6 protein-coding genes are annotated in these 15,673 nt (G+C 45.9%); 2 read left to right on the top strand and 4 right to left on the bottom strand.

The window, feature by feature from the left end:
- The 3 genes from PPL9_RS34725 to PPL9_RS21130 all read right to left on the bottom strand — a co-directional run.
- Positions 1–9,095: hypothetical protein (locus tag PPL9_RS34725; RefSeq protein WP_200962351.1), on the bottom strand; the 9,095-nt coding region annotated here is incomplete at its 3' end.
- A gap of 151 nt (positions 9,096–9,246) precedes the next feature.
- Positions 9,247–10,866 (bottom strand): Hint domain-containing protein, encoded by a 1,620-nt coding sequence (locus PPL9_RS21135; RefSeq protein WP_152986786.1) that lies wholly within the window; start codon positions 10,864–10,866, stop codon positions 9,247–9,249.
- Between the two features lie 67 nt (positions 10,867–10,933).
- Positions 10,934–11,785: an ankyrin repeat domain-containing protein gene (locus PPL9_RS21130; RefSeq protein ID WP_057464561.1), complete on the bottom strand. Its 852-nt coding sequence runs from the start codon at positions 11,783–11,785 to the stop codon at positions 10,934–10,936.
- Positions 11,786–12,139: 354 nt separating this feature from the next.
- Here PPL9_RS21130 and PPL9_RS21125 point away from each other — a divergent pair, with 354 nt between their 5' ends.
- On the top strand, positions 12,140–12,676 hold the full coding sequence (locus tag PPL9_RS21125; RefSeq protein WP_152986785.1) for a toxin-activating lysine-acyltransferase: 537 nt from the start codon (positions 12,140–12,142) through the stop codon (positions 12,674–12,676).
- 1,300 nt (positions 12,677–13,976) lie between these two features.
- Here the strand turns inward: PPL9_RS21125 and PPL9_RS21120 are convergent.
- The gene (locus PPL9_RS21120; RefSeq protein ID WP_057464558.1) at positions 13,977–14,774 is read right to left on the bottom strand and encodes a dimethylarginine dimethylaminohydrolase; all 798 of its coding nucleotides are present in this window, start codon (positions 14,772–14,774) and stop codon (positions 13,977–13,979) included.
- Positions 14,775–14,883: 109 nt separating this feature from the next.
- Between PPL9_RS21120 and PPL9_RS21115 the strand changes: the two genes are divergently transcribed.
- Positions 14,884–15,672 (top strand): ATP-binding cassette domain-containing protein, encoded by a 789-nt coding sequence (locus PPL9_RS21115; protein WP_057464556.1) that lies wholly within the window; start codon positions 14,884–14,886, stop codon positions 15,670–15,672.
- The last annotated feature ends 1 nt before the right edge of the window (position 15,673 follow it).

Raw genomic sequence — 15,673 nt, 5'->3', positions numbered from 1 at the left:
TCTGGTTTATAGACAAGTAGATCGTCAGCATGCTCAATGAACTTGAGATCTCCAAGTCGGATTCTATTTCCAAAGGTAATTATCTCAAGATTATCAGATCTTTCGATAGAGATTTCCGCACTGAAGCTGCCTTCAAATATATAGTTGCCAAAATACGGATTAAACTTGAAATCATCATCGCTTAAATCTCTTTTTCTCACTCCTTTAAGGGTCAGGCTATTTTCATCATCAAGTGTGATAATAGTTTGCCGCCCATCATCGCTTGCAGCTTCCAGAACAGCGTCAAAATCAGCAAATGCACCTACCGAAAAGTGAATTGTATCCCTATTTTCAACGAGGACATTAAAGTCCATAATGATATCATGGCCAAATGTAGACCCATTGATGACAAATGTGTTGTCCCCAAATCCACCAGTTAGTTCATCATTACCTTGTCCGCCTATAAGGGTGTCATTACCAAAATAGCCATTAATAATATCGTCACCATGACCGCCATAAAGCTCATCATTGCCCCATTGGCCATTAATGGTGTCATCTCCTCTCAGTCCAAAAATTTTGTCAGCTGCGCTGGAACCATGCAGATTATCGGCCGCATTCGTAGCACTATCATGGTATGCTCGCCGCACGATATCCTCAAGGTTTAAGATGCCATCATCTACAAACTGGATCAGAGATTTTCGATAATCTCCCTTTATAGTCAGGTTAGATCCATCTTTAAAAGACAACTGGAGATCAGCAGTATTTCGCCCAGTAACGATATAGGCAAATTTAACTTCATCTTGTTTTATATCTGGACCGAGATGAATAACATCAGATCCTTCTAAGTTTTTTGCCTCGTAAATGACATCATTACCGTCACCTAAGTTATAGTGATAGATGTCATCACCTTCACCACCACTCAGCACATCGTCACCATTTCCGCCCGTCAAGATGTCGTTGCCTAGCCCCCCGGCAAGCGTGTCATTACCATTGCCGCCTTTGAGAGTATCGTTGCCCATGCCTCCATCAAGGTAGTCATCATCACCGCCTCCAAGTAGCGTATCATTGTTCCAACCACCTTCAAGCCTGTCGTTACCCTCTCCTCCAAGCATCGTATCATCGCCCCTACCACCTTCAAGTAGATCATCACCGTCACCACCATCAAGAGTATCGTTTCCCCATTCACCTGAAATGGTGTCATTGCCAGCAAATCCAGAGATGACATCATGTCCCAGATAGCCAAACAAAACATCATCCTCTTCAGTAGCTGCGTCTTGATAAGCACGCAGTGACATATCGTAAATGTTAAGTATCGCACCATCCGCGAAGTGAATTTCCTTGACGCCGCCATATCCTGAGCTGCTTGAGAATGTACCGAGAATAATCATAGTTGAACCATCTTTGAAGGTTAGCTTCAAATCGATTGGTTTTCTATCACTATCCCAGGATATATAAGCGCCACGTGAAAACTTCACTTCATCTTGCTTTATATTTGCACCTAGAAGCAAACTGTTGGTTCTTTCAGTAATTCCACCATCAGAAATTACATCATCGCCGTCACCTAAATTATAGTGATAGACGTCATTGCCTTCACCTCCAAACAGGTCGTCTGCTCCAATACCACCCGTCAACGTGTCATCGCCTTTACCGCCAGATAATTCGTCGTTTCCAGCTCCACCATTTAAGACATCATCTTGACCATCGCCTCGGAGGTAATCATCCCCACGGCCTCCAAGCAGCGTATCATTCCCCCAACCACCTTCTAGTCGATCATCGCCATCGCCGCCATCAAGCCGATCATCTCCCCGTTCGCCGGTAATGTTATCGTTGCCACCCAGTCCTAATATATTGTCGGCATGAAAGTAGCCGTACAACACATCAGCGTCGTCTGTTGCCATGTCTTGATATGCGCGGCGGTTCATATCATAAATGTCGAACTTGGTGCCGTCTGCAAACTGAATTTCTTCAAGACCAGCGTGCGAACCTAGGCCGCCTTCAAGTTCTCCAAACTGACTATCAACAGTCAAGGTAGCACCATCTTTGAAGGTTATTTGGAGCTCAACAGCATCGTAAGTTTTGTTAAACCGATCTGTGATACTTCTAACTCGAGCAAACCTAACTTCATCCTGTTTAACATCAGCTCCAAAAACTAAAGTATCAATGCTTCCATCACGATCACGATTACTATCGTTGTCACGTATTCTATCGTTACCATCACCTAAATTGTAACGATAGGTATCGCTGCCCTCGTTCCCAACCAACGTATCATTTCCTATTCCTCCAATGAGGACATCATTGTCGGCTCCACCATTGATACTATCGTCTCCTTCGCCACCATCCATAGTATTATTCCCAGCTCGCCCCACGAGCTGGTCATTTCCGGCCCCACCAACAAGCGTATTCCCCTGCTGATTACCAAAGATTCTATCGCGACCAGCAGAACCGATAACGTTTTCGATATCGACTAAGATATCTCCTGCAGCGATACCGGTGTTGTCTTCAGCCCCATTCGGCCAGAGACTAATCCGCGAGATGCTGTCTGGGTTAGTGAAGTCAGCATACGAAACTGTATCGACACCATCTCCACCATTAAGGGTATCTGCTCCCAGGCCGCCTTGAAGCGTATCGTTACCATCACCACCAAAAAGGAGGTTGTTATACTCATTACCAACAAGAGTATCATGTCCAGCAGAGCCACCAACATTCTCGATATTGATCAGAACATCGCCTGCAGCAACACCGGTGTTTTCATCTGAGTTGGCAAGGTTGATACGTGAAGAAGCCCTGGTGTCAGTAAAGTCAGCATACGAAGCCGCGTCCACCCCATCACCGCCATTAAGCGTATCTGCTCCCAGACCACCTTGAAGCGTATCGTTGCCGACACCACCTTCGAGTACATTGTCACTGGTATTGCCAATGATTGTATCATGTCCGGCAGAGCCAACTACATTCTCGATATTGGTCAAAACATCACCTGCAGCAACACCGGTATTTTCATCTGAGCCGGCAAGGCTAATGCGTGAAGAGACCGTAGTGTCAGTAAAGTCCTCAAAAGAGGCTGTATCAACACCGGCCCCGCCATCAAGTGTATCGGCTCCCAGACCACCTTGAAGCGTATCGTTGCCGACACCACCTTCAAGAACATTGTCCCCGGCATCACCGATAATTTCATCGTGTCCAGCGGAACCGATCACGTTCTCAATGTTGGTCAACACATCGCCAGCTGCAGCCCCGGTGTTGTCATCGGAGTTGGCAAGGCTAATGCGTGAAGAGACCGTAGTGTCAGTAAAGTCCTCATAAGAGGCTGTATCAACGCCATCGCCACCGTCAAGGGTATCTGCTCCCAGGCCACCTTGAAGCGTATCGTTGCCAGCTCCGCCTTCAAGAACATTGTCCCCGGCATCACCGATAATTTCATCATGTCCGGCGGAACCGATTACGTTCTCAATGTTGGTCAGTACATCGCCTGCTGCAGCCCCGGCGTTATCATCGGAGTTTGCAAGGCTAATGCGTGAAGAGACCGTAGTGTCAGTAAAGTCCTCATAGGAAGCGGTATCAACACCGGCCCCGCCATCAAGTGTATCGGCTCCCAGACCACCTTGAAGCGTATCGTTGCCGACACCACCTTCAAGAACATTGTCCCCGGCATCACCCATAATTTCATCGTGTCCAGCGGAACCGATCACGTTCTCAATGTTGGTCAACACATCGCCAGCTGCAGCCCCGGTGTTGTCATCGGAGTTGGCAAGGCTAATGCGTGAAGAGACCGTAGTGTCAGTAAAATCCTCATAAGAGGCTGTATCAACACCGGCCCCGCCATCAAGTGTATCGGCTCCCAGACCACCTTGAAGCGTATCGTTGCCAGCACCGCCTTCAAGAACATTGTCCCCGGCATCACCGATAATTTCATCGTGTCCAGCGGAACCGATCACGTTCTCAATATTGGTCAACACATCGCCAGCTGCAGCCCCGGTGTTGTCATCGGAGTTGGCAAGGCTAATGCGTGAAGAGACCGTAGTGTCAGTAAAGTCCTCATAAGAGGCTGTATCAACACCGGCCCCGCCATCAAGTGTATCGGCTCCCAGACCACCTTGAAGCGTATCGTTGCCGACACCACCTTCAAGAACATTGTCCCCGGCATCACCGATAATTTCATCGTGTCCAGCGGAACCGATTACGTTCTCAATATTGGTCAACACATCGCCAGCTGCAGCCCCGGTGTTGTCATCCGCATTAACAAAGCTGATACGCGAAGTAACATCTGTATCGGTGAAATCCTCATAAGAAACGGTATCAATACCATCTCCACCATCAAGGATATCAGCTCCCTGACCGCCTTGAAGGCTATCGTTGCCATGCCCAGCCCAAATGCGGTCATCACCATCACCAGCAACGATATCATCATCACCAAGACCTGCGAGAACAGTATCTGATCCGTCTCCGGTTATTATGGTTTCAGCACCCAAAGTGCCTAAAATGGTATCGTCACCATCTGTTCCGGTTAGATCAGAAGATCCAGACCCAACAGTAAATGAACTAAGATTGATCAGAGAAGCATCTGCAAACTTCAACTGTTCAATTTGCAGTTCATTATCAGACGAGCGATGAAGCTTGAGGACAGTGTTTTCCAAAGCACTCATATCCGCGGATGCGGTCAAGGACATAAGTAGATAATCATCGATTGTTTCAAACGTGAGATCATTGACAGAAACTGTGCTTTTAAACTCGATTGTGTCTGTATCAAGTGGGGTAACGGCACTTGGGGTCGCAAGTTGCTTTGCCGCTAAAGGCGCGCTGAAACTGTAAGATGGTGCAAAACTTCGGGCTGCAAAATGCCTTGCGGCTTCAGTTGGTACGACGTTGTCACTGTCTTTGATTTCAACGGTGCCCTGACCGAAGTCAACAACATACGTATCGTTGCCCTCGCCCCCGTCCAGAACATCTTCACCAGCACCTCCCTCAAGGTGGTCGTCACCAGCTCCTCCGATGAGAGTATCATCACCGAAGCCCCCTTTGAGACGATCATTGCCTTCACCGCCAACAAGCGTGTCGTTGCCGTCATCTCCCTCAAGGATATCATCACCAGCATCACCATAAAGATGATCATCTCCAGAACCGCCCTGAAGCCAGTCATCATCATCCCCACCGGAAAGCGTATCATTTCCTTTCCCGCCAACAAGGTGATCACGCCCGGCCTCACCAACCAGATTGTCATCACCAGCACCGCCATTGAGATAATCTGCTGCACTGCCACCATTCAACTCGTCATTGCCGGCACCACCTTCTAAGAGGTCCGTACCGTCTCCCCCAAGAATGATGTCATCACCAGAACCGCCATAGATGTGGTCATTGTGATTTTGGCCATCAAGCGTATCGTTGCCGTCTCCGCCCATGATGGTATCATTGTTGTTACCACCATAGATGTGATCGTTTCCTAGACCGCCAAGCAGCAAGTCATGGCCGTCTTCACCATAGATTGTCTCATTGCCATTACCGCCATCAACAAAGTCATTACCCAGACTTGCGCGAATGGTGTCATTCCCATCAGCGCCCCAGATCGCATCATTGCCATCTTTACTCCAGATGCGCTCGGTCCACCAACCACCATAGATAGCTTCAGCATCGTCAGTCCCGTACACATCAGTGTCGTGCTTAAGCTTCCATTTCTTTCGCTTACCGCCAGACTTTCGCCAGTACTCATTATTGGTAATCTCGGAAAGATCGCCTTCAGATAAGTAGTTGTTGGATGTATACCAATTCTCACCCTGACTTATATTATAGCTGTCTGGGTCTTCATCAACACCTTCATCATCGGGTGCTGCGGTGATTTCTTCGTCTTCGAACTCATCGAAATTAAAGTGCCGATCTTCCAGATCAAGATGATTAACCCCTTTCAAAATGATCTTTTGGCCATTGCTTAACGTAAGCACAGCGTCTTCACCATCCTGCGACTTTTCAACAGTCTCTGGAATATAGATGACGTCTTCATCAATATTGAAGTCTGTAATGACGTCTTGCTCGTCAGCATCCGTAAGTCGGATTACGAACCGATCACTTCCGTCACCACCTGAAAGTTCATCGTTGCCAGCTCCTCCGATCAGAACATCATTCTGAGATCCACCAGATAGCTTATCATCGCCATCCCCGCCTTGCAGAATATCATCGCCTATTCCACCAAGCAGTGTGTCTTCACCAGCTCCGCCAGCCACTTTGTCGTTGCCAGCCCCGCCTTGAACGAAGTCATCGCCGGTGCCAGCATGAATAACATCGTTACCCAAATCTCCGTTGATCAGGTCGTTGCCGCTACCGCCATCCAGTGTATCGTGACCTTCGCCACCTTCAAGGCGGTCGTTACCACTACCCCCGATGAGCCTGTCGTTGCCATCGTCTCCATACAAACTATCATCATCATCACCGCCGAGTAGAACGTCACGCCCTTCACCACCAATGATGATGTCGGTACCTGCATCTCCTAAGATGAAATCATCTCCATCCATGCCGAGAAGCGTATCGTTTCCAGCTCCACCTCTTATCTGGTCATTCCCTGCACCGGCATGCACAGCATCATTTCCGCTACCGGCATCAACTATATCGGCAGCTCCACCCACAACCAGAGTGACAAGTTCACCGTCTTCGTTGGTTACTGTTCTATAGCTATCAGCATAGATAACGTCATCGCCCTCACCACCGCTAATAGTGTCAGATAATGAACCTGCATAGATTGTGTCGTTACCGGCACCTCCATCTAGGACGTCACTACCTTCTCCAACTTGATGAACGCGTTGAGGGAACTGCAATACTTCTTCAAAGTCTTTCGGAAGGTCTATCTCATCGACGGAAACGCCTTGCTCCTCAGCAAGTTTTTTCCGTTCGGCTTCCCAGCCAGCCAGGTTCTTGTGGTAATTTGCAAGCTCTACAGCATATTGCGGATTAATATAGGCAAACTCACTTGTGCTTACGAGAGCTTTTAGCTTTGGGTTGTTTATCTCTAACCAACTTAAGAACTGCGTACCAAGCTCTGCTGTTCTGCCCTCTGAGATGGCAAATATGTCAAGCTCAACACCATTGATCAGTGTTAATAAAGCTTCACCCAGAGTAAGCGCTCCTGCAAACGGGCGCCCATCTAAACTGGTTATGCCATTAAAAGCATGCAAGCCTTTTTCAGACTTTAACTCGTCATCTTTGGCGACTACTGTCTCCAGCCAGCTTTGAATCTCAGCTGTCAGATCCGTCTCATAGGTAACAACCATCCTGCCGCCATGCAGAACATCATCACCATCCCCACCGAAGATTTCATCATCTCCGGCCCCTCCAGTCAGACTGTCATTCCCGTCTCCGCCATCAATGAAGTCATCATGAGCCCCCCCATCGACAATATCATCACCAGATTGGCCGAGTAGAATATCGGAACCGTATTCACCTTTAACGAAATCATGACCGCAGCCAGCAAACACCTTGTCGTTACCTGCGCCAGCGAGGATCACGTCAGAGAATGCGTCTTCTCCTGTAGGCTCTGTATCAGGATTGTCACCGCCGTCGTCACCAGGTGTATCTACACTGTTATCGGAGCCCGAGATGCTGTCATCCACTTCACCTTTTGTCTCAACAGCTTCGTCTTGAACGTAACCAGTCTCTCTATGGTCGGCCGCACTATCGCCATAGATAACATCGTTACCGTTACCGCCAATCAAAATGTCCTGGCCGGATCCGCCATCCATCAGATCATCGCCAGATCCACCAAGTAGCGTATCATCTCCCTCTTGGCCAAAGAGGAGGTCATCTCCATGTCGACCATTTAGTACATTATCACCATCTGAACCGATCAAACGGTCCTGCCGCATTCCACCGACGAGAGTATCATCGAAGCCATCACGTGCTTTGATTGCATAACCTTTAGAATGGTTTGTAATGTAGATTGTTTGTGTGCCATCTTCGTTGGTCTCAACACTTGTCAATGGTGGCGGTGGCGGCAGTTTACTAAACAGTCCACCAAACAAACTTGACAGCAACGAGCCTATAACAGCTCCAATAACAGTTCCAATAATCGGAATTGTAAACGAACCGATTAACGCTCCAATCTGTGAACCAATGTAAGTAGTCGCAGCAGCAACTGCAGTCTCAATAAGAGTTTGCTCAAAGTCTTCAAAGCCATGATCAATTAAGTTACTGAAGAACGTTACGGCAGCGGCTACTGCGGCTGCACCCTCGGGGGTAAGTTTAGTTACTTCCTTTGCGCCAACTCCGTCTGCTATGTTTACAAAATTAGTTGCTTCAACTGCCCAATTTCCTGCATAGTTTTTGACGACATATGTGACCGCTGCCTTAATAGATTGGTTTGCAGCAAGCTTTGCATATTCGCTACCATCCATATCCTTTCCACTGAGTGCAGCAACAATAGCAAATTGAACAATAGCACTTTTGATCTCTTGCCCTACTTTAGTATCAAAAAACTCAAGGTCATCGATAATAGGTTTGCCATTAAGTGGATCTATCGCGATCTGTGCCCCTTCTAAGTTAAAGAGTTTCGCAAGACCGTCTACACCAATGTTGATTGCAAGAACTACAGCATACTTTTCAGCAACATCATTTAGGTCTACGCCATTGATCAAATCTGCAATAATACGCGGTGCCATACTTTGGACGTAGCCAGGAATGTTGCTGAAAGTATCAGCTAAAACATCCCCTAATGTGGCTGTCATTTCGTTTGCTTGGTCAGCTAAGTCGCCATAAGTAACAACAGTTCCATCATTAAGTATTGCTTCCCGATCTCGATCAATGCCATACCAAAATGATCCATCCGGCAAAGGTATAACTTTGAGGTCTTCTCCAAATAGTTCCTTTAGACCTACAAGTTGTGTTTGTGTAACGATATGTTGCTCAAGAGTACTTTCATTATGAACCCGAACCCCACCTGCAATATATGTATGCGTTTGCTCTACCTCAAAGTTAAATGTAGAATAAACTCCATCATCGCTCATATATGATCTTAGATATTCTTTACTTCCGGCAACCAATCTCAATGCATGTGTATTTTTACTATTATCTAGAAGCAACGAAGGTGTGAAAACTTGATCTGATAACACTTTAATTTCAGAGTTTTTATTTGAATAGGACATATCAATATCTATCTATTTTTCAGAAGAAAGGGATTTCAGATCAAGTACTGATGTTGACTAGTGACAAACTCGATAAAATAGCGCTCTAGAAAACAGATCTATGCTGCTTCATTAACGAATGAAGTCATCAACTAACTCAAAAATCTTGAACTTAATGCGTTGTTTCTTGGAAAGCTAATGGTATGTTGGGCATACCTGCTTCGCACTCTTCTTTTGATCGCGTCAAAATTGGACGGCAGCTTTGCTTAACATCATCCATTCGTGAGGGGGATACACCTTCCCACTCTGCTTTATCAAGTATTTCAGCCAGCGAAACCTGTGAGCGCTGCAAAATGTAATCTTCAGAGCATGGCAATTCCTCACTAAAGATCCATTGAAACGGCACAACACTATTTGATTGAGGTAATTGAATGTAACCATCATCGGTAATACTACCTCTTGATGCTCTAACCAAATCCAATAGACAGATATCTCGTCCATCATCAAGGATATATCGAGCACCTGCACGGACCTGCTTCCGCTCTGTTATTTTGAAGCTACCATCTGCTTGAGAAGAACCAATTGCAGTCCATAACATGGTATCCCCCTCAGAACCGACCTCACAACCCGTTGAAGCTCTAATCGCCTTTCCATCAGTGGTTAGAATTGCTCCATCGGTCCGCAAAATATCGATTATTGGAACGTGCTGCCCTTCAAAAATGCCATCTGCGCAGTAGACCACATGTCCTGGAGTTATCATTAACCCATAAAGATCAAGAATATGCTTCGCATTATTGCGATAAACGCGAGTTACGCGTCCCGGAACCAATGTTCCATTTTTATCGTAAGATTGGACAGTATCTCCAATTTCAATCAGTTCTATAGGCTTCTCTGAACCATCAGATAACAAGATTGGTGTACCGGATAGGAAACAATAGCTGAACTTCTCAAAGTAGTCTCCAACTTTCGAAGGCGTGTAGAAATTGTATGCTCGTGGATATCCATCAAGTCCATCTAGCCATTTATCTTCGACTGAAACAAGACCATGCTTACGCAAGATTTGCTTGGCTTCTTCACCTGCGATTGGACGCCCATATTTATCAACCAAATATGTACTAACACGCACAGCGCCGTTGTATGGCTGACCTGAGAAAACCGATATCTCTTGTACAACAGTGTATTCAGTATCCGGAACGTTTTCCCGATAAAGAAACTCAGTGTTTAGGAATGTTCCTCCATGAGGCTGATTTTCTTCGGAATAGATATGCTCATACGCAAGAGCAAGGTTGTCAAAATGCTCTCGATCAATAGGCCCAAAGTAATAAACAGATCTGCCACCTACAGTTACACTGGCGGTATACCCCATTGCCAAGTTTCCGCCAGCAGATTGCCCTGCTCCAGAAAAGTAAAGAACATTGCTATCATTACCAAATATATTGATTGAAAAACCGACAGTTCCGCCAGCATTAAGCTGCCCACCCCAAGACCAACCACCCAGCGATGCGGGTGCACCAGTAAAACCAAAGAACCCAGCACTACCATCGATCACACCAGGTGACACACCTGCACCTACGGTAGCACCAACATAGTAAGCGGTAACAATTTCTCTGGTCCTAGTATCAACCCCCCGAAAGTAAACACCTTCAACACCAGGCCCTACATTCGAACCCGGAACAAAATCAACACCAGCTGATAACTCCCCATAGTATCCCACAACCCTATTTTTATTCAGATCTATCTTGCTTTCTAAAGCATCGAGTATATCGTCAGGTGTTAATTTCCAAAATTCCATTTTGTGAATCCATTTTAAGGCTAAAGTTTCTAGGAGAGATAAGGCACTCGCAACACTCACATTTTACTTATTGATATCGGCCCAATACCTTCTCAACTGCTGAGTGTTTTTTCCATTTTGCAAACCCTAAAGCAGTGTCTCCGTTTTTGTCATTCAAGTGAGGATTTGCGCCGGCTTTTAAGAGGATTTGAATATTTTCAAGGTTCCCCCGCCTGGCAGCATGCATCAGAGCGGATTGGCCGGCTTCGTTAACCGCATCAATGTCTAAGCCTTGCTCGAGAAGATACCCAATTACAGCGGAATTTTGAGCTCTCTCAGCGGCATAATGCAAAGCTGTATTACCCTGCTCATGCTCCCCTCCTAATTGGACATGGAAAAGATCAGCTCCAGCAGAAACTAAGTTCTTCACAATAGATAGAGCACCACGCTGAGCGGCGACCATTAAAGGGGAACGCCCTATGGCGTCCGTCTGATTAACATCTGCGCCGGAGGTTAATAGAAGTGCCAGAATATCTTCATAAGCAAATGAGACTGCCCACAAAGTGGCAGTGCAACCAAAAGTATTTGTTTCATTCACTTTAGCGTTGTTAGCAAGCTGTCTGTCAACGTCTATGATGTTATTTTGGGCAACTGCCCTCATCAAGTCAGTCGTTATCTGCGTACGTGGCTCCTTACCGCTAATGTGTTCATCAACAATCGTAGTAAGGCGACGCGTAGGAAGGAAACCGCTTGCCCACGCCGAAGCAACACATCCATTCGGATGCACCTGTACGATGAGTTGGCCAACTTTTGGAGCAATTACTTTACCGCCATACAAAATGACTGCAGGACCAGTCTTGACTTCCGATGCTTCAACACTCACGATTACAAGAGACATGAAAGTAAGTAATAGAAATTTTAACAGAAGTTTTTTATTCATCTTTATTAAGTAACCACGCTTCTTATGTAGACTTTACTCAAGCATCCAGCAGTAGGCGAGTACAAGCAGAACCCTTATTAACGATCCTAGCTTAAGAACTTGAAGGTGATTAATTAAACTTGCGCCGAGCTTAATCAGTAATTTATTATAAAAATGTAGTAAATTTCAAATTACATTGTTTCATTTGCGCATAACAAACACCCCTTTGAAGCAAATCTGAATTTGTAATCGATCATCTGACAATATAAATCTGTTCCAGAGAGAGATAGTTCTTCCCTTATCGCCTCGAGTAACTTATTGTAATTTGATCAGGAGCAATCGATAAACAATGAAATTTCATGAAAGAAACAGATTGTGCCAAATACCACGGTGAACTCATCCAAAGCATTCTTTAATCCTGAGAATGGTTTGTTCACTCGCTTACCTTCAGTTAAGCGCATGCAATTAATTGGAGAAGTCACTTATCTGCTGCTCGCATCAAAGTTGCACAGCGAGTATCAAATAAATGATGTTGGTGCCGTTTTTCTCCCACCAATTCATCTAAACCAGTTCAGAATATACAGAAGCAAAGGGCGCCCATTAGGTCTAGTCACATGGGCGCGCTTAACAGACGAGGTTGAAGCTAAGTATCTGTCTGGTGAGTACAATCTGCAACCCAAAGATTGGAACAGTGGCACTCAGCTATGGTGTATCGATTTTGTTGCCCCATTTGGTCACGCCAAAGAGATACTCAAAGACCTACGCACAAACATTTTCCCAAATGAAGTGGGCAAAGCTGTCCGTATCGACAAAGCCGGAAGACCACGAGGAATAATGAAGTTACATGGAGTAAACCGCGTAAGAAGCACGGTAGAACTTGATGGAGATTTACATCTTCCCAAATCCACTTAATGAGACAGTCACAGTAGTCGCAAAGCGTATGTAGGCAAGATAGAAGCTTTTTGCTTTTATTGACAGGTTTTCCCACCAAAAAACTGTCATGCTCACACTAATTCTTCAGTTAATTCTGCTTTCAGACCGCATATTTCGACGCATCATATGGTCGATTGTTAAACGGATGCGTCTCCTCAACAGGACCAGAACCACGCTTTTATAGTACACATTCAATACGCGGAACCAAAGTTGTACAAATCTACGAAAAGACGGATAGTACTGTGAGATACCTAGGATTAATCTTGAAGACACGCTCTCACTTTCTGAAAAGATCGAAATTTTGCACTCATTGAGCTGATGGGGCAGCTCAGTGTCCTCGCCATATCTACTCACTTGTTGCCAGTCAATGCCCCCAACAGACACTTGAATCGGTCACAAAACACAAACCGTAGAAAGTACCTCACTCTCGGATCTAGAGATCTCTTGTGCAGATATAACGCAACGATGGGAAGCTCACCACATTAAGCTCTAGAAAAACTTGTTAAAGGGCTTGATTCTCAGAGCATCATTCACAAGCATACTAGGCCACAATGCAATCTCCAACCCTGCACAGTCAGCCTCACGAAGCATTTGATCTTATCTTTTAGGGTCTAAAGTTGAAGCAATCCGACATTTGAGAATTGCAAAAAACTGTATTTTCACAATTGATTAATCTATTCAGCCCGCCGTTGTTTTTCAAGTAAGCAGGCGCAGCAAATAAAACAATCTTGTCACTAATCAGGATACGAGAGATGACAGACGCAACAACAGCGGTGACGACAACCCGCATTAAAAGTCGCTAACCAAGCAGATCGGTTATAGAAGTTAGATTGCCGTAGGCTTTGAGTGTATCGATAGTTTCAAAACTATCACTTGGTAAAATCTTACTGTCTCAATCTGAGCCGTAACTGGAGTTGGATCATATGAGTGCACTAAAACTGACGTTGAGCATTTTCAGTTACGAGGAACTCACAATCAAAGACGATTTCATTCATCATCCCTCACTACAATGAATTTATCACCTTAACTGCAACATATTCGTATTTGCTGCTTAACAGCATCAAATGACGACTTATTCCTCTGCACTACTTTTAGTACCAGTCAGTTGTAGTTTCGCATCCTCGAGATGACATAAACAACACATCGGATTGCTCTGATGACAAACAGATTGGAGTACGTTGGCGAGTTCACAGAATCATAAATTAGATTTTCCTAACCTGTAGAAATTGAAGAAACACTGCGCCCCCTCTCAGAAGACACAGTGAAGCAATGCTTTGGCTTACATCATTGGCGGTGAGAAACGTAGTGATAGGCATGACATGCCGCCGTCTAGTTTTGCTGCTTCGGTATTGCCAATTTTGCGGACGTTGTAGCCTTCTTTTACCAGAAGTTCTTCGGTTTTCGGGAAGCCATCTGGCATCAGTACAAGATCGTTAAATCGAATGGAGTTTGCGCAGGCTTCTTCACCTTCTGCGGTGTGCAGGACACGATAACCTTCAAAGCAACCAGATGCATCCAAACGCTTCGTGGAAAGGATGGTTTCCTCATCAAGTAAGGAACAATCGGTTTTGAAGTGGAGAACACCCTCTGGAGTTTGTAACTCACGAACCTTGTAGTTCCACGGGGCAACTATTTTGCGCAGTTCTTCGATCCCTGCCGTGTCGGTTCGTGCCGATGTGCCGATGAGAATTTCACGTTCGGTAGTGAGGATGTCCCCGCCATCGATAAACCCTTCGCCTTGAATGGTGAGCACTGTATCATACAGTTTTTCAAGGCTTGGGATCATAGCTGCAGCTTCTCCTAAACGGCTTGAAGCACCGGGGCGCATTGCGATAGCAACCTCTGGCAGGCAAAGCGCAGCATCTTCAACAAAGACAGAATCAGGAAATTCTTCCATTGCATCAAGCGTAATGATTGTCGCTCCGGTGGATTCTAATGCGGCCACATAGTCATCGTGATGCTTGAGGAAAACTTCATGATCAGGTGCGCCAACATCCACCGCGCGAAGGCCCTGTGTGATGGACTGACCCGGTGTGCGAGTGATCGCGTGGGTGAATGTGTAAGAACGCTTAGTCAAGATTTTCTCCCTGTTTTACGCCAATTTCAGACTGAATCAATATTAGTATTGACACCTAGTTTATGCGCATGCATAAATTTATTCAATCGTATAAATTGGGAGAGGTGCATTGCCGGGCCGCGATAAACAACCATCACCAGTCATTGAAGTGAATGATCTGCATAAATCCTTTGGGCAGCTCGAAGTCCTGCGGGGAATTGATCTCATCGCTCGACCTGGTGAAGTGATTTCGCTGATTGGGGGGAGTGGCTCAGGTAAATCGACTACTCTTCGTTGCCTCAACCTACTTGAGACACCAAGCAGTGCTGGACTACTCAAGTTGCTTGGCGAAGAAATCCACTTAAAATTTGACAAGCAAGGAAACCCAGAAGTTTCCGATAGACGCCAGCTGCGCCGGTTACGCAGTCGCTTAGGGATGGTGTTTCAGAGCTTTAATCTATGGCCGCATATGACACTTGAGCAAAATGTAATGGAAGCTCAGGTGCAGGTGCTGGGACGGCCCAAAAATGAAGCACGCGAAATTGCACATCACTTACTTGAGCGTGTTGGCCTCACTGAACGCCGTGAGATGTATCCCGCGTATCTGTCAGGTGGTCAGCAACAACGCGGCGCTATCGCACGTGCGTTGGCCGTCGATCCGGAGGTCATGCTCTTTGATGAACCCACATCCGCCCTTGATCCTGAGCTGGTGGGTGAAGTTTTGACTGTAATGCAAGGCCTCGCTGAGGAAGGCCGAACCATGATCATCGTTACGCACGAAATGAAGTTTGCTGCAGAAGTTGCCGATAAAGTGATTTTCCTCAATCAGGGGCAAATTGAAGAACAGGGAACACCTGAAGAGATCTTTCAGGCCCCAAAGTCCGAGCGTTTAAAGCAGTTTATTCAATCTATCAATTAAT

Source organism: Pseudovibrio sp. POLY-S9, assembly GCF_001431305.1.
Classification (GTDB): domain Bacteria; phylum Pseudomonadota; class Alphaproteobacteria; order Rhizobiales; family Stappiaceae; genus Pseudovibrio.
Note: the sequence above shows the minus strand (reverse complement) of the source record. Positions and strands in the feature narration are given on the sequence as shown.

What these genes read in the sequence shown, in the direction of transcription:
- PPL9_RS21135 (WP_152986786.1), bottom strand. Translation starts at nt 10,866, where the DNA reads ATGGAATTTTGGAAATTAACACCTGACGATATACTCGATGCTTTAGAA.
- PPL9_RS21130 (WP_057464561.1), bottom strand. Translation starts at nt 11,785, where the DNA reads ATGAATAAAAAACTTCTGTTAAAATTTCTATTACTTACTTTCATGTCT.